10 protein-coding genes are annotated in these 16,540 nt (G+C 45.5%); 8 read left to right on the top strand and 2 right to left on the bottom strand.

Features of this window, described 5'->3' with window-relative positions; translation table 11 throughout:
- Positions 1-240 precede the first annotated feature (240 nt).
- The 3 genes from malE (at position 241) to malG (ending at position 4,002) form a co-directional block, all read left to right on the top strand.
- On the top strand, positions 241-1,440 hold the full coding sequence (gene malE / locus H8A87_RS12410; protein WP_198690286.1) for a maltose/maltodextrin ABC transporter substrate-binding protein MalE: 1,200 nt from the start codon (positions 241-243) through the stop codon (positions 1,438-1,440).
- Positions 1,441-1,542: 102 nt separating this feature from the next.
- Positions 1,543-3,099, top strand: coding sequence for a maltose ABC transporter permease MalF (malF, locus tag H8A87_RS12405; RefSeq protein ID WP_198690270.1), 1,557 nt, complete (start codon positions 1,543-1,545; stop codon positions 3,097-3,099).
- A 12-nt stretch (positions 3,100-3,111) separates the two neighbouring features.
- Entirely contained in the window at positions 3,112-4,002 is an 891-nt protein-coding gene (gene malG, locus H8A87_RS12400; protein WP_198690269.1) for a maltose ABC transporter permease MalG, read from the top strand.
- Positions 4,003-4,444: 442 nt separating this feature from the next.
- Here malG and malQ read toward each other — a convergent pair whose 3' ends face one another.
- Positions 4,445-6,604, bottom strand: a complete 2,160-nt coding sequence (malQ, locus tag H8A87_RS12395) for a 4-alpha-glucanotransferase (protein ID WP_198690268.1) — start codon at positions 6,602-6,604, stop codon at positions 4,445-4,447.
- A gap of 9 nt (positions 6,605-6,613) precedes the next feature.
- Complete coding sequence (gene malP, locus H8A87_RS12390; RefSeq protein WP_198690267.1) at positions 6,614-9,061, bottom strand: maltodextrin phosphorylase; 2,448 nt, start codon at positions 9,059-9,061, stop codon at positions 6,614-6,616.
- Positions 9,062-9,417: 356 nt separating this feature from the next.
- Between malP and malT the strand changes: the two genes are divergently transcribed.
- The 5 genes from malT to H8A87_RS12365 all read left to right on the top strand — a co-directional run bounded on the left by malT (position 9,418) and on the right by H8A87_RS12365 (position 16,532).
- Positions 9,418-12,135 (top strand): HTH-type transcriptional regulator MalT, encoded by a 2,718-nt coding sequence (malT, locus tag H8A87_RS12385; RefSeq protein ID WP_198690285.1) that lies wholly within the window; start codon positions 9,418-9,420, stop codon positions 12,133-12,135.
- Positions 12,136-12,346: 211 nt separating this feature from the next.
- The gene (locus H8A87_RS12380; RefSeq protein WP_198690266.1) at positions 12,347-13,597 is read left to right on the top strand and encodes a class-III pyridoxal-phosphate-dependent aminotransferase; all 1,251 of its coding nucleotides are present in this window, start codon (positions 12,347-12,349) and stop codon (positions 13,595-13,597) included.
- Positions 13,597-14,658, top strand: coding sequence for a zinc-dependent alcohol dehydrogenase (locus tag H8A87_RS12375; RefSeq protein ID WP_198690265.1), 1,062 nt, complete (start codon positions 13,597-13,599; stop codon positions 14,656-14,658). The genes H8A87_RS12380 and H8A87_RS12375 overlap by 1 nt, the downstream gene beginning before the upstream one ends.
- A 13-nt stretch (positions 14,659-14,671) precedes the next feature.
- On the top strand, positions 14,672-15,310 hold the full coding sequence (locus tag H8A87_RS12370; RefSeq protein WP_198690264.1) for an HAD family hydrolase: 639 nt from the start codon (positions 14,672-14,674) through the stop codon (positions 15,308-15,310).
- A gap of 112 nt (positions 15,311-15,422) precedes the next feature.
- Positions 15,423-16,532, top strand: coding sequence for an MFS transporter (locus H8A87_RS12365; protein ID WP_198690284.1), 1,110 nt, complete (start codon positions 15,423-15,425; stop codon positions 16,530-16,532).
- Positions 16,533-16,540: the final 8 nt, after the last annotated feature.

Here is a 16,540-nt window from a genome sequence, read left to right as displayed (position 1 = left end):
AAATTGTCAGATAAGGTGTGACTTAAATCGCAAAAAAAGATGTCATATTGGTTTTAACTTTCTGATTTTAATTATTTTTGTAAGCTGGCTCACACTCATTTGAAGTGAGGCGTAGAGTAGGGGAGGATGAGTCTTTTTCATGTTGATTGCACACTGGGAACCATTTTCTAGCTTTGTAGTGAAGAAATTAGTAATGAAGAAATTCATCCTGAACTGACAAATGATAAAAAGGGCGGAATGATGACTAAAAAAGTTTTGAAAGTGGGTACCCGCACTCTGATACTTTCCGTTTTAACGACGTGGATACTAGCAACTCCCGCTTTTGCGAAACTGGAGGAAGGCAAGCTAGTCATTTGGGTCAATGGTGATAAAGGTTACAACGGGTTGGCACAGGTTGGTGACAAATTTGCAAAAGAAACGGGAATTCCAGTCGTTGTTGAGCATCCTGATAAATTGGAAGAAAAATATACCCAGATCGCTGCTAGCGGAGATGGGCCAGATATCATTTTCTGGGCACATGATCGCTTTGGTGGTTATGCCCAATCAGGCTTGGTAGCTGAAATTACACCTGATAAAGATTTTATTGATAAGCTATTTCCTTTTACGTGGGATGCCGTACGTTATGACGGAAAATTGGTGGGATATCCTGTCGCAGTTGAAGCACTCTCTCTTATCTACAATAAAGATTTGATCAAATCTCCCCCAAAAACATGGGAAGAGATCCCAGCCTTGGATAATGAGCTGAAAAAGCAAAATAAAAGCGCAATTATGTTCAATTTGCAGGAGCCTTATTTCACCTGGCCGTTGATTGCGGCTGATGGTGGGTATGCTTTCAAGGCAGAGAATAGTACTTATAACGTTAAAGACAGCGGTGTTAATAACGCAGGCTCCAAAGCGGGAATGCAGTTTCTGATTGATTTAGTCAAAAACAAACATCTCAGTGCTGATATCGATTACTCCATTGCCGAGGCTGCCTTTAATAAAGGCAAAACAGCAATGACGATCAATGGTCCGTGGGCATGGGCGAATATAGATAACAGCAAGATTAATTATGGCGTGACCTTGTTGCCAACTTTCAAAGGAAATTCCTCTAAGCCCTTTGTTGGCATTTTAACTGCGGGAATTAATTCGGCCAGTCCCAATAAAGAACTAGCGAAGGAATTTCTGGAAAACTACCTGCTTACTAACGAAGGCTTGGCAATGATGGATAAAGATAAGCCGTTGGGAGCGGTAGCTTTGAAATCCTATCAAGAGATCCTTGCGAAAGATCCGCGTATTGCTGCCACGATGGAAAACGCTCAGAAAGGCGAAATTATGCCGAATATTTCGCAAATGAGTAGTTTCTGGTACGCCATGCGCAGTGCGGTGCTCAACACGATCAGTGGTCGCCAGACGGTAGATGCGGCGCTTAATGATGCCGAAGCGAGAATAACAAAATAAACGAATGATAGGCTCCTGAGTTCAAAGGAGCCTTGGCGTCTATTGGAATAGGCCCTTAATCACGAGAACTTCATCACGGGCAATAGTAACAGGAAGTGCAAGATGTCAGCGACACTAGAAAAAACAGTATGGTGGCAGCACCCGGTCTTGAAATGGTTTGCGGTGGGGTTGTGTCTATTTTTTACCGGCTATCTAGTCGTGTTGATGTATGCGCAGGGAGAATACTTGTTTGCTATGTTGACACTGGTATTACTGGGAAGTGGTATTTATGTTTTTGCCAACCGTAAAGCTTATGTCTGGCGCTATACCTACCCAGGAATTGCCGGAATAGGGTTGTTTATACTGTTTCCGCTTATTTGCACCATTGCCATTGCTTTTACCAACTATAGCAGCACCAACCAATTGACTCTTGAACGTGCCCAAAAGGTATTAATGAGTCGCCAATATCAAGCAGGCCAGACATTTAATTTCAAACTTTATCCTGAATCTGAACAGTGGGTTCTGGCACTGACTATCCCTGATAACTCCCATTTACTGGTGTCAGCACCTTTTTCTTTGTCTGGGACAGAAGAAATTATTTTGCCTTTGCATGAGCAGGAAAAAGCGTTTGAGCATGATGCTGCGACATTACGCACGATTACCCAACATCGACAGGTATTAGGCCAATTAGTCGCTGTTCTCCCCGATGGTAATAAGTTGCGAATGAGTTCACTGCGCCAGTTTTCCGCTATACACCCTCTTTATTCCCTTGGCGAAGATGAAGTCACGCTGACGAATAAACAAACTGGCATACAATACAGACCGAATATGGATATAGGATTCTATCAATCCATTAATGCTGAAGGGGGATGGGATAAGGAAACGTTAAGTCCCGGGTTCACGGTTTCCATTGGTTGGAAAAACTTTCAGCGGGTGATGCAGGATGAGGGGATCCAAAAACCATTTCTATCTATTTTTGTCTGGACGGTGATCTTTTCCCTGCTGACAGTAATATTGACCGTTGCGCTGGGTATGATGCTTGCCTGTATTGTGCAGTGGGAAGCCATCAAAGGAAGGGCAATTTACCGAGTGCTACTGATTTTACCTTATGCTGTTCCCTCGTTTATTTCTATCCTGATTTTTAAGGGATTATTTAACCAGAGTTTTGGTGAAATTAATCTGGTGCTTAATGGGTTGTTTGGCTTGAAACCGGATTGGTTTACAGATCCAACATTAGCACGCACGATGCTGATTATTGTGAATACGTGGTTGGGTTATCCTTACATGATGATCCTCTGCATGGGGTTGCTCAAGTCAATCCCTGATGATCTCTATGAGGCATCGGCAATTGATGGGGCAGGGCCATGGCAGAACTTCACCAAAATTACCTTTCCATTACTGATTAAGCCATTGACGCCGTTGATGATTGCCAGCTTCGCTTTTAACTTCAATAACTTTGTCCTGATTCAATTGCTAACCAATGGAAGACCCGACCACATTGGTACGACAACACCTGCGGGCTATACCGACCTCTTGGTAAGTTATACCTACCGTATCGCTTTTGAAGGAGGTGGTGGGCAGGATTTTGGCCTGGCGGCGGCGATTGCTACGTTGATATTCTTGCTGGTGGGGGCGTTAGCCATCATCAACCTAAAAACCACCCGTATTAAATTTGATTGAGGAGGAAAAGGTATGGCGATGGTGCAATCCAAATCGCAGCGGTGGCGGATATGGACAACACATGCATTGATACTGAGTTTTATTGCCTTGATTCTGTTCCCGATGCTGATGGTCGTTGCCATTTCTTTACGGCCGGGAAATTTTGCTACTGGTAGTCTGATTCCAGATACTATTTCGTGGGAGCATTGGAAGTTGGCATTGGGCTACAGTGTGGAATCTTCAGATGGGCGGGTTATTTCACCGCCGTTTCCTGTTCTGTTGTGGTTGTGGAATTCCATAAAAGTCGCATTTATTACAGCCACGGGGATTGTAGCGCTATCAACGACTTGTGCGTATGCTTTTGCCCGCATGCGTTTTCGTGGCAAAAGTATCTTACTTAAAAGCATGCTAATTTTTCAGATGTTCCCTGCGGTACTCTCGTTAGTGGCGCTATATGCCTTATTTGATCGTCTGGGAGAATATATTCCCTTTCTTGGCCTCAATACCCACGGAGGTGTGATTTTTGCCTATATGGGAGGGATTGCTCTGCATGTGTGGACGATCAAAGGTTATTTTGAAACGATAGATCGCTCGCTGGAAGAGTCGGCCATGCTGGATGGGGCGACATCATGGCAAGTTTTCCGTTTGATACTGCTGCCGCTTTCTGTACCAATATTGGCTGTTGTGTTTATCCTGTCTTTTATTGGTGTGATTACTGAAGTGCCTGTTGCGTCCCTGCTGTTACGGGATGTAGACAATTACACGCTGGCAGTGGGAATGCAGCAATACCTTCACCCACAAAATTATCTCTGGGGAGACTTTGCCGCTGCGGCTGTGCTTTCTGCCATTCCTATCACTGTGGTTTTCTTACTTGCTCAACGTTGGTTAGTTGGTGGATTGACATCGGGAGGCGTGAAAGGTTGATGTCTGATTAAAGTCTATCAGCGCAAAACTTTTCGCAAAAAACATCAGGTAAAAACTATCAAACTTCGTACCAGATTCGTACTGAAATAGTAAGCTGGTACGAAGTTTACAATGATAACCATCTTATTGAACCGTAAACATAAGCTGTCAGAGCGTTTATGCTGCATTAGCAGCAAATTTAAGGCCAGAAGCATGTACACACGCGTGATGATTTTCAGGGTGAAATTCTCTTTTGGAGAGCGTTCAATGAAGGTGGGTTTCTGGATTTGTCCGCAATCGTTGCCATTCCTCCTTTGGCCTCGTCAATATGCCGCAGAGCTAACAGAAAAGTGGTTTCGTCTCCTTTTCATCCAACTCATAATAATGCCATTTTCGCGCTTTCTATTTTGTTTACGCCAAGGATGAACCACCAATATTGTTTTATAGCTGGTGGTTCTAAGGGTTATGAGCCTTGCTTTCGGCGCTCTCCTACTGTTCGCAACAATTGGTTGATATATGCATCCGTAAACATAGCTTCCAATGTGGTGGTGAGCTTGCGCCGCCAGTTAGGATATTCTGTAGTGGTTCCCGGAATATTGACGGGTTGTTCCATATCCAGCCAGTCTTCAGGTTGCAATCCCAATAAGGCGCAAGCACTATGGGCGATATAGCGGTGGACGCCTTGGTTGATAGCGGCTGACATGGGCTGTTCGGCTTGAATGAGAGGTGCTGCTTGCTGCAAGGATGATGATGTATCCATCATTGTCAGTTCTTCCGATAGATAACTGCGGCGATTTAAACTGGCCGATAATGCCTGCTTACAGAGTTTGCGCTCAGTATATAACTCAGCAAGGAGTGCTTTATCAGGGTATAAACCAATGGCTTTTCCTAAAGCTAGATCTCTGTTTTGCCAGAATCCGCGTAAGGTGGGTAAGTCATGGGTGGTAATGGTTGCCATTGCTTGCACGGGATATTCATCGGGAGAACGATATTCACCTCGCTCATTGCGCTCAAAATAAAACACCTTATAAGAATAAACCCCTCGATCCCGTAATTTATCGACAATTTCTTCCGGCACAATTCCTAAATCTTCGCCAATCACCAAGCAATGATTGCGCTGGCTTTCCAGTGCCAGTATCGCCAACAGGTCATCAACCGGATAGTGGACATAAACGCCTTTATCAGCGGTTTCTCCTTGTGGTATCCACCAGAGCCTGAGTAGAGACATCACATGATCGATACGTAATGCCCCGCAATGGCGCATATTGCTACGCAATAACTCAATGAAAGGTTGATAGGCCTGAGTTTTTAATACATGGGGATTCATTGGCGGAAGCCCCCAGTTTTGTCCTCGTGGTCCCAGAATATCGGGTGGCGCTCCTATGGATGCCTTGGTGCAATAGATGTTTCGGTTACACCATGTTTCTGAGCCGCCTGGTGCCACACCGACAGCAAGATCACGGTAAATGCCAATCGGCATGTGATTGGTTTGGCTGGTAGTGAAGCACTCGGTAAGCTGAATATCGGCTATCCATTGTAACCAAAGGAAAAATTCTACTTCCTGTGGGTGTGAATGACAAAATGCCTTAACGGCGTCACTTTCTGGTTCACGGTATTGCTCCGGCCATACGGGCCAGCCCCAATAAGTGATATTTTCTCCATACAGTTTATGGTGAAGAGCATCATAAATCGCTTGAAAGTAAAGATTTTTGCCGCCTTTGGTTACAAATTGCTGAAACGCGATTTGTTGGGAGTCATTGTCAGACCGGAGCTTAAATTGCGGATAAGCCAGACGTAGTGCGGACATTTTTAGTGTCATCACGGTGGGGTAATCGACCCATTCCGCTTGACGGGCATGTTGGAGTTTGAGCTGTGTCTCCGGCAATTGCCACCATTTTTGCGCTTCGGCACTGCACGTAAAATCTTCCACCTTATGCACTGCAATATAAATGATATTGAGCCAGTGACGGGAGGATGGGCTGTAAGGGCTAGCATTTTCGGGCATTGCGGGATATATGGCATGCAGGGGATTCAGGCCAACAAAGGCACCACCACGTTGTGCCAGTTCTTGCAGCATACATCTCAGGTCGCCAAAATCGCCAATTCCCCAGTTATTTTCTGAACGCAGGGTATAAAGTTGAACACAAGCCCCCCAAAGTTTTTCACCATGTGTTAGGGCTTGCGGCTCGTAGCAGCGTTCGGGAGCAACAATAAGTTGCATGGATTGCTGTTGAGAGTCGGCTTCTTGTTTCGCTTCCGGTATTAGCGTCAGAGTGTGGTATCCCAAAGGGAGATCGGTTGGCAAAGTGAGTTTATTTTGGCAGTGATCATGAAATATTTCCCCTTGTTCAGTGTGTATCTGCCATTGGTAACTGTTTGTCTCGTGCAAGGGCAGAGTTACTATCTGCCCTTGCATAATCACTTTAACGTTAGGCAAAGAAGGAGCATGAGCAGAGGCATGTAAGTGAGAAACCGGTCTACCGACCAGTTTCTCTGTATTCATGGCTTCCAATATCCGATGCCTGATTTCAGCTGGGATAGCTTGCGGCTTCCCATAGGCATTAATATATTCGCTGGCAATTCCGGCCTCAGTTGCCAAATCATCGAGGCGTTTGTTTTCCATACTAAATCCCTATTTGGTTTGCCAGATACGCTGTTGATAATCCTGAATGGCGCGATCAGAACTAAATTTACCCATTCGGGCGGTGTTGAGAACAGTGCTACGTGTCCAAACTTGGGTATCACGATACAGAGTGTCAATTTGCTTATGGGCGTGGCAGTAGGAAGCGAAATCGGCCAGTACCAAATAAGGGTCACCACCATCAGTCAGGCTATGTAACATGAGATCAAATGCGTGTGTATCTCCGTGGCTGAATTCGCCACTGGATAGGGCATCCAGTATGTCTTTTAGATGATGGTTCTGTTGGAGAATATCTTGTGGATTGTAGCCGTTGTTCAGTAAGGCTTTTGCTTCTTTTACGGTCTTTCCGAAGATAAAGATATTGTCGTTTCCAACCTGTTCGGCGATTTCAACATTCGCACCATCCAATGTTCCGATGGTCAGCGCGCCGTTTAAGGCCAGTTTCATGTTGCCTGTACCAGAGGCTTCTTTGCCCGCTGTGGAGATTTGTTCTGATACATCTGCGGCTGGGATCATCAATTCCGCTGCGGAAACATTGTAATCGGGGATAAAAGCGATCTTGATGCGATTACGAACGATTGGATCATGATTGATCTTTTCGGCGGCATGATTGATGGCAGCAATGATATTTTTTGCCAGATAGTAACCAGGGGCGGCTTTGGCACCGAATAAGAAGACACGAGGATGGATATCCAGCTCTGGATTTTCCTGGATTTGACGATAAAGTGACAAAATATGGAGTAGATTCAGATGCTGACGTTTGTATTCATGTAGACGTTTTATTTGCACATCGAAAATGGCATGAGGATCAAGTTTTAGCCCCATCACTTTATTTACATAGTTGGACAGGCGGATTTTATTTTCCTGTTTGATGGCTCGATAAGTCGTACAGAATGCGGTGTCGTCAGCATAAGGCTCAAGCAGTTTGAGGGTATCAAGATCGTTAACCCATTCGCGATTTAATGTCTGGCTAATCAATGAAGAGAGCGCCGGATTACACTGTTTTAACCAACGACGAGGGGTTACTCCATTGGTCACGTTGTGGAATTTAGTTGGCCACAGTTGATGATATTCAGGGAACAGGTCTGTCACGATCAAGGATGAATGCAGTGCTGCGACTCCGTTGATGGCAAAGCAGGCGACAACGCAGAGATTGGCCATTCTGACTTGATTGTCATGGATTACTGCCAATTTTTCCCAGACTTGTTGGTTATCAGGCCAGATTTGCTCCACGGTTTTTTTAAAGCGTCGGTTGATTTCTTGAATGATGAGGTGGTGACGTGGCAGTAGCTCGCTAATCAGTTGTTCATCCCAACGCTCCAAGCCTTCTGGCAGCAAGGTATGGTTGGTATAGGCGAAGGTTTTTCCCGTGATTTCCCATGCTTTTTCCCAATTCAAATGGTGCTCATCAAGCAGAACACGCATCATTTCAGGAATAGCGATAGTTGGGTGGGTATCGTTAAGCTGAATAACTTCGTATCGTGGCAGTTCTTCTATTTTGCGTGCTGCTTGTTGGTGGCGGCGCAGAATATCTGCCACAGCACAGGCACACTGGAAGTATTGTTGCATCAGGCGCAGGCGTTTACCGGCTTGATGATTATCATTCGGGTAGAGCACTTTGGTCAGGCTGGCAGCTTCAATGTCTTGTTGTTCGGCATGCAGGAACTGCCCATCATTGAAAAGTGACAGATCAAAGGGGCTATCATATGTTGCTTGCCACAGGCGTAGTGGCTGAGTTACGCCATTATCATACCCAATCACTGGTAAATCCCATGCTTCACCAATCAGGGTTAATGAAGGGATCCAAGTTTCATGACCATCGGCAGTTGTCACGATCTCACCACCAAAACTAACGTCAACTTTTAATTGTGAGTTATGGCGGAACCACGGATAAGACTCGCGCCCCCAGTTGTCGGGTGCCTCAATTTGTTGCCCGTGTTCAAAGGATTGGCGAAATAGGCCGTATTGATAATTTAGGCCATATCCCGTAGCAGGTTGATTGAGGGTCGCCATTGAATCTAGAAAACAGGCTGCCAGCCTCCCTAGCCCCCCATTACCCAAAGCGGGATCGGTTTCTTCTTCCAATAGGTCACTCAGAATGATGCCATTTTCCGCCAGGTAAGCTTGCACATCATCATACCAACCAAGATTCAATAAGTTGTTGGCTGTCAGGCGACCTATCAGAAATTCCATCGAGATATAGTTTACATGACGTTGGCTGCCAGAAGATGGATTGGCACGGTTTTGCTGAATGGAAAGGGGGAGTAATTCAGAAAGAGCCGCACTAAGAGCTTGCCACCACTGATGTGGCGTCATTTCCTGAGCTGAATCAAGGCCAAAACGTTGCCATTGGCGCGTGAGAGCCGCTTGAAATGCGGCTTTATCTAATTCGTTTTTTTTATCTAATGTGGGGCTTTTGTCTAATGTAGATAGTTGCATGGCGTCGTCATCCTGTCACTGAATAAGCAAAGTTTGCGGATTATTTAACGGGATATGCTGAAGGCTAGAGAAGTGGGAAGCATCATCCCATGAAAATATTCGCGGGGAGGAGTGTAAGGGCGTAGCCATTTCTTTCGAACTTTTTCGCAATTTCATAGAGAAATGGAAAGGTTGCAATCAAAGAATGTGACAGGGTGCAACTTAACACAATGAAACCAATCAACTTGTTTGCAAAAGATGGGCGTTTCTCTAAATTTGGTTGGGCGTTGATGAATGTTAATAGTGTAAGTGAGTCAATTGCATCGGACAGAATGTTGGTATCAGTTTTATTCATTGCTTGTGAGGGGAGAAAATTAATGCTTATCCCATCGAAACTCAGTCGCCCCCTTCGTCTGAATAATATGGTCATGCGAGAGCGTCTGCTCGAAAAGTTTAATGAGGTACAAGATTATCGATTGGTGTTGATAACTAGCCCTGCGGGGTATGGTAAAACTACTCTGATGTCCCAATGGGCTGCTGGGCAAGATAATCTGGGATGGTATTCTCTTGATGACAGCGACAATCAGCCGGAGCGTTTTGCCAGCTATTTGATCGCGGCCATTCAGCAGGCAACGAAGGGACACTGCGTGAAAAGTGAGGTGCTGGCCCAGAAGCACCAATATGCCAATTTACCTGCATTGTTTGCTCAATTGTTTATTGAACTTAGCGAATGGCAGCAGCCGATTTTTCTGGTGATCGATGATTATCACCTGATAGTGAATGGTCTTATTCATGAAGCGATGCGTTTTTTCCTCCGGCACCAGCCAGAAAATTTGACGCTGGTGATTCTATCGCGTCACCTGCCATCGTTGGGAATTGCCAATCTACGCGTGCGCGAACAATTACTGGAGATTGATAGTCAGCAGTTAGCGTTCGATTATCAGGAAACCCAGCAATTTTTTGCCAAACGGTTAGTCGCTCCATTGGATGCTGATAATTGCAAACAGTTGTGCAATGACGTTGCGGGATGGGCAACTGCGTTGCAGCTTATCGCCCTCTCTGCCCGTCAATCGGGCAATACGGCTGAAATATCAGCAAAGCGCCTTTCGGGGATTAATGCCAGCCATCTTGCGGATTATCTCGTGGATGAAGTTTTAAATCGGGTGGATCACGCGACGCGGGATTTTTTACTGCATAGTTCTATTCTGCGCTCCATGAATGATGGTTTGATTGTTTGCCTGACGGGGGAAGAAAACGGCCAGCAGCGGCTTGAAGATATTGAGCGTCAGGGGTTGTTTATCCAACGCATGGATGATTCTGGTGAATGGTTCTGTTTTCATCCTTTGTTTGCTTCATTCTTACGCCAACGCTGCCAATGGGAAATGGCCGCAAAAATGCCAGAATTACACAGGGCGGCAGTGAAAGGGTGGTTAATGCAGGGATATCCGGGGGAAGCTATTCATCATGCCCTTGCTGCGGGAGATACGGTGTTGTTACGGGATATTTTGCTGCAACATGCTTGGGAATTGTTTAACCAAAGCAAATTGTCCCTACTGGAAGAGTGCATGAACGCACTGCCGTATGAGCAATTGTTGGAAAGCCCGCGTTTGGTGTTGTTGCAGGCGTGGCTGGCGCAGAGTCAGCATCGCCATTATGAGGTGAATGCGTTATTGAATCAGGCAGAACAATCGTTGAAGCAGAAACAGATAGCGATTGAGCCAGAGTTGTTGGCGGAGTTTGATGCTCTGCGAGCTCAAGTAGCGATTAACGATGGACGGCCGAATGATGCTGATGTCTTGGCTGAGAAGGCACTGGCGACCTTGCTACCGGATAATCAATATGGCCGCATTGTGGCGATGTCAGTGAAAGGAGAGGTATTGCACTGCAATGGGCAACTGGTCAGTGCATTAGCTCTGATGAAGCAGACGGAACAGCTTGCCCGTCTTTGCCATGTTTATCACTATGCTTTATGGGCACTGTTGCAACAAAGTGAGATTTTACTAGCACAAGGTTATTTGCAGGCAGCCTATGATATTCAGAACCAAGCTTTTGATTTGATTCGTGAACAGCATCTGGAACAGTTGCCGATGCATGAATTTTTGCTGAGGATCCGTTCGCAGCTTTTGTGGTGTTGGGCACGCATTGATGAGTCGGAAGAGGCAGCTCGTCGAGGGTTGGAAGTGCTATCCAATTTTCAGCCACAGCAGCAATTACAATGTCTGACCCAACTGGCAAAATGTTCTTTGGTTCGTGGGGACATTGATAATGCCCGCCGTTACTTATCTCGTTGCGAAAACTTGTTGAGCAATGGGCATTATCATCGTGATTGGCGAACGAATACCGACAAGCTACGTGTCATCATCTGGCAGAGTTTGGAGGATAGCAGTTCGGTGACTCAATGGTTGATACAGGCAGAACGGCCAGAAAGCTTCTGTAATCATTTCAATCAAAACCAATGGCGCAATATTGCCCGTTCTCAAATCTTGCTGGGTCAGTATGAAGAAGCCGAATCCATCTTGAAGACGCTAAATGAATACGCGAGAAAATTGGTGTTGATCAGTGATCTGAACCGTAATCTTTTGCTGTGCAATCTACTTTACTGGCAACTTGAGTGCAAGGCTGAGGCTCAGGATGTTTTGATGGAAGCCTTGAGTTTGGCTAACCGCACGGGGTTTATCAGCCATTTTGTTATTGAAGGAGAGTTGATGGCCTTGCAACTGCGCCAGCTTATCCAACTCAATATTTTACCTGAGATGGAACAGCATCGGGCGCAGCGTATCCTGCGGGAAATTAACCGTCAGCATCGGCATAAATTTGCCCATTTTGATGAGACATTTGTTGAACAATTACTCACTCATCCTGACGTACCGGAGCTTATCCGCAATAGTCCGTTAACCCAGCGTGAATGGCAGGTATTGGGTTTGATTTATTCTGGCTACAGCAACGAGCAAATTGCCACAGAACTGGATGTGGCGGCGACCACCATCAAAACCCATATACGGAATCTGTACCAGAAAATGGGGATCACGCACCGGCAGGAAGCTATTCAGCAGGCTCAAATCTTAATGCAAATGATGGGGCTAGGTGTTGAGTAGGCAAATATTTAACTGAGGTGATATTTTCTTTAATAAGATAAATAAATATAAATGATAAATGATATAAAATTAAAATATAAATTAATTTTTAAAATCATTTTACATTTTTTGTTGGTTTTATGTGATCGCTATAACTTTTTAATGGGTCTAAGCTAATCCCATCATAGGTAGTACGTTTTTTGTTAAAAATAACTAATGGTGGTTAGTGATTATGGAAAATAAAAATCATCTCGAAGATATGCTTTCCCGTTTTGTCGGTTACGGCCCTTATTTGGAAATCGATGGCGAAAGATATATAGATGCAGCATCAGGAACGTTTAATTTACCGCTTGGCTACACAAACCATAGGATTGCAGAAAAACTCAAGCAGCAGATTGATAGATGTACACATTTGAGTTCGGCTTATACACATGAAATGTCACAGTATATTTTGAGTAAATTGGTGAAACATACACCAGAAGGGATAGACCGTATCTGGTTGCGGGATGTTTCTGGCTCCAGCGCGGTTGAATGCGCCATTCGCATTTCCCAAAAAGCCACAGGGCGCTCAGGTGTTATCTCGTTCTTTCTTGCTCATCACGGTCAATCTCTTGCGACAGCGCAGATCTCTGGTAATGCGTTCAGGATTAAAGACTTTCATATTAATATTGATGGTTCGATAAAAATTCCTGCACCTACCAGTGTCTTGGCGGAATCGCAATTACAGCCGGAAGAAGAGCAGTTTGTCGATCTAGAGCAGTTCATTCAATTGGGCTCTAGCGACAATATTGCATGTCTGATTATTGAACCGATTCAGGGGAATGGTGGGAATACCGTTTTCCCTGTGGCGTTCTACCGTAAGATCAGGGATATCTGCCACCAACATGGCATCATCATTATTGCGGATGAAGTGCAGACAGGTTTTGGTCGTACCGGAACTTTCTTTGCTTCGACAGGTTATGCCAAGGAATTGGAGCCGGATATCATTGTCTTCGCCAAAGGTGCCGGAGGAGTCGGTATTCCGACTGGCGGCGTACTGATGCGTTCTTCACTGGATGTGCTGGAATCGTTCGAACATTCAAGCACTTCTGGCGCCAACCCTCTTTCCTTGGTTGCCCTCAACGAAATCATCGACATTATTGAAGATGATCACATTCTGGAAAATGTACAGCAGCATGAAGCCTACTTGCGTGATGGGTTACTGGAATTGCAGCATAAATACCCAGACATTACGGGAGTCAGGGGGGTGGGTTATATGTATGGCTTTGATACGCCAACGCCAGAATTTGCGGCGGAGGTGATTGCAACCGCAGCCCGCCACCATTTGATTCTGCGTGGTTCCCGTTATGGCAAGGGGCGGGCCCTCAAGGTACGTCCTCCATTAATTTGTACAAAGGAACATTTGAATGAAATCCTGCATAAGCTGGATCTGACTTTTGCGGAATTAACGTCTATCGTGCAGAAACACAGGGAGGTTGCATAATGAAAGCTCTTAAATTTCATCAAGTATGGGATGTTCAGATACAGGATGTTGAACCCTTATCCTGCATTGAACCGGATGATGTTGTCGTTGATATTGCGGTATGTGGTGTTTGTGGCACTGATGTGGGAATTATCACTGGTTCTTACCCTGTTGCGGTGCCAGGAACCACATTGGGTCATGAAACCACAGGAGTCGTGGCGCAAGTGGGTAGTGGTGTGACCCGATTTCAGGTTGGCGATCGTGTCGTTATCAATCCGACATATTCCTGTGGGCATTGCCGGATGTGTCAGACAGGTAACCAAAACCACTGTGAAAGAAAATTGGGAACGGAAGCTGGTGTTTCCTATGACGGTGCGTTTGCTGAACAATATCGAGGGAAAGAAAGTTCACTGGTCAAGTTAGATGATCATGTTGGTATGGAAGAAGCTTCGTTAACTGAGCCATTGAGCTGCACTTTGACGGGTGTGGATAAACTGGGAATCACTCATACCAATATTCGCGCAGCAGTGGCGGGCGCTGGCCCAATGGGGATGCTTTATATTTGGGCGCTGCATGAGCGGGGTGTCAAAGCTTTTATGGTCGAGAAAAATCCTAGCCGTGTGCAATTTGCTACCAAAAACCTGCCCGCAGAATGTCGGTTATATACCGATTTTGATGAAGCGTTGACACAGGAATATGGCGACAAATTAGCTCGGATTGATCTGTGTGTCGATACAACGGGGCAATTGACTGAATATGTTTTTGACCACTTGGCGCCAGGTGGGAAGTTGCTCAATGTTGCCCTGAAAGATAAACATGCCAGTCTCGATATTCTGAAAATTGCGGATAAAAGTCTTTCGGTCATCGGTTCCATTGACTCCCTGAACAACAGTTTTGAGCGTGCTTATGCCATGATCCGAGATGGTGTGATCCCTGCCAATCGTTTGATTAGTCAGGTCTTTGATTTTGACGATTATCGGCAGGCTTTTCTGACCGTTGGCTGTGATATTGCGGAAAAAACGCAAGTACCGCTCAGTACACCAAATTGTAAGGTGTTGATTCGCCTTGCTGATCTTAAGTGATGGAATGTTTCCTATGGATAAATTGAATGTCATTTTTGATATTGATGGAGTTATTGTCGATAGTGAGCAGTTGCATTTTGATGTGTTGTGCGAGCTGGCTCCTGACTACACTCGCCATGTTCAACCACAGCAACTGATTGGCTTGAGCCTATCGGAAACACTGGATGAAATTGGCATTCCACCACTGGAACAACAAGGCATCACCGATAGGATCATTTCAGTCTATAAGGAAAAGCTATCTGATCATTATCTACGTCCGGGAATTATCCAACTGATAGTGGCCTTACAGCAAAATGGTATTGCTTTTGGTTTTGTCTCTACAGCGCCGCGTGAAGTGTGTTTGGCAAATTTGAGCTTGCTGGATTTGAAGGATAAACCTGCCTTGATCTCTGGTGATGATGTCGAAAGAACCAAGCCTTTTCCTGATCCTTATCTAGCGATGCTGAAACTGAAAGCGATGGATGTTGGGCAAACATTGGTGATTGAAGACACTGATTTGGGTATCGCGGCGGCAAAACAGGCAGGTATTCCGTGGATATATGCTTGGCCTCATGCCTTGTCGATGGCAGAACAGTATGGGCAGGCTTCCTGCATCATTGAGAAGTTAGCGGATATTCCCCAATTCTCTGGGATAAGTGCTAAGTTAATGTGATGTTTTGGTGATCAATATTTGGTGTCCTCCGCCAAAGCCTGTGGGGGGCATTATCTATGGAGGAATTAAGTTGTCTGAAGAATATGCAGTCTCTTCGATAAAACAGCCTATCATGGCAACCCGAGTTTCGTTTTTTATTGCTGGATTTAGTATTGCGAGTTGGGCACCGCTGATCCCGTTGGTGAAGGAGCGGTTGGGGTTGAATGATGGTTCAATGGGGTTGTTGATACTGGCGTTTGGTATTGGCTCTTTCATTATGATGCCGATAGCGGGAATGTTGGCGACTCGCTTCGGTTGCCGGAAGATTTTTACCTTCTTTACCTTACTGGCTATCTTGATATTACCGGGATTAAGTGTGCTTTCGACCCCATTGACACTGGCTTGTGCCTTGTTTGTGTTCGGTGCCGGAATTGGGGCGACAGATGTAGTAATCAATATTCATGCGGTCAATATTGAGAAAAGAGTACATCAGCCGATTATGTCGGGGTTTCATGCGTTGTTCAGCTTAGGTGGAATTGCGGGAGCAGGATCTGTCAGCCTATTACTGTTTATGGGCATTCCTTCATTTCAGGTCACAGTTGCCGCGGCACTCTTCGTTATCCTTTTGTTATTGCCAGCGTGGAATGGATTGCTGGATAACGCCGAAACGGAGGAAACGCCATTTTTTGCCTTACCTCGTGGCATTGTTGTCCTGATCGGTTCTCTCTGTTTTGTCGTGTATCTGATGGAAGGCTCCATGCTGGATTGGAGCGGGATCTTGTTAAGTAGTGTGCATAACATGAGCAGCCATCAGGCGGGCTTTGGCTATACCCTTTTCGCCATTACCATGACATGCGGTCGATTTTTGGGTGATAAAATTATTGCAGCGTGTGGATATCGGCGCGTGTTTTTGGGCAGTGCAATTTTGGCGACCTCGGGTTTTGTTCTGATCTATCTGGCATCTGGCATGGTTCAGTTGGGAATTTCTTTCCTGATGATAGGGGCTGGGCTATCTAATTTGGCTCCGATGTTCTTCACCGCCTCCGGGCAGCAGAAAGTCATGCCTGATGCGTTGGCGGTTTCTGCCGTTTCGACGATGGGGTATTCGGGGATTCTGCTCGGCCCGGCAATTATTGGAGGTTTGGCACATCAGGTCACGCTGCATGGTGCTTTTGCTTGTATTGCTTTGCTTTCTCTTTCATTGTTAGCGGGATATGGTTTGGTTAATCCCACCAAAAAATAACAGGGTAA

The sequence above is a fragment of the Xenorhabdus lircayensis genome, from assembly GCF_016306625.1.
Lineage (GTDB): Bacteria > Pseudomonadota > Gammaproteobacteria > Enterobacterales > Enterobacteriaceae > Xenorhabdus > Xenorhabdus lircayensis.
The sequence above is the reverse complement of the archived record's forward strand: the minus strand, read 5'-3'. Positions and strand labels throughout refer to the sequence as shown.

Excerpts from the sequence above, each read along its gene's own strand:
- malE (WP_198690286.1), top strand. The coding sequence starts at position 241 with ATGACTAAAAAAGTTTTGAAAGTGGGTACCCGCACTCTGATACTTTCC.
- malF (WP_198690270.1), top strand. The coding sequence starts at position 1,543 with ATGTCAGCGACACTAGAAAAAACAGTATGGTGGCAGCACCCGGTCTTG.
- malG (WP_198690269.1), top strand. The coding sequence starts at position 3,112 with ATGGCGATGGTGCAATCCAAATCGCAGCGGTGGCGGATATGGACAACA.
- malQ (WP_198690268.1), bottom strand. The coding sequence starts at position 6,604 with ATGGAAAACAAACGCCTCGATGATTTGGCAACTGAGGCCGGAATTGCC.
- malP (WP_198690267.1), bottom strand. The coding sequence starts at position 9,061 with ATGCAACTATCTACATTAGACAAAAGCCCCACATTAGATAAAAAAAAC.
- malT (WP_198690285.1), top strand. The coding sequence starts at position 9,418 with ATGCTTATCCCATCGAAACTCAGTCGCCCCCTTCGTCTGAATAATATG.
- H8A87_RS12380 (WP_198690266.1), top strand. The coding sequence starts at position 12,347 with ATGGAAAATAAAAATCATCTCGAAGATATGCTTTCCCGTTTTGTCGGT.
- H8A87_RS12375 (WP_198690265.1), top strand. The coding sequence starts at position 13,597 with ATGAAAGCTCTTAAATTTCATCAAGTATGGGATGTTCAGATACAGGAT.
- H8A87_RS12370 (WP_198690264.1), top strand. The coding sequence starts at position 14,672 with ATGGATAAATTGAATGTCATTTTTGATATTGATGGAGTTATTGTCGAT.
- H8A87_RS12365 (WP_198690284.1), top strand. The coding sequence starts at position 15,423 with ATGGCAACCCGAGTTTCGTTTTTTATTGCTGGATTTAGTATTGCGAGT.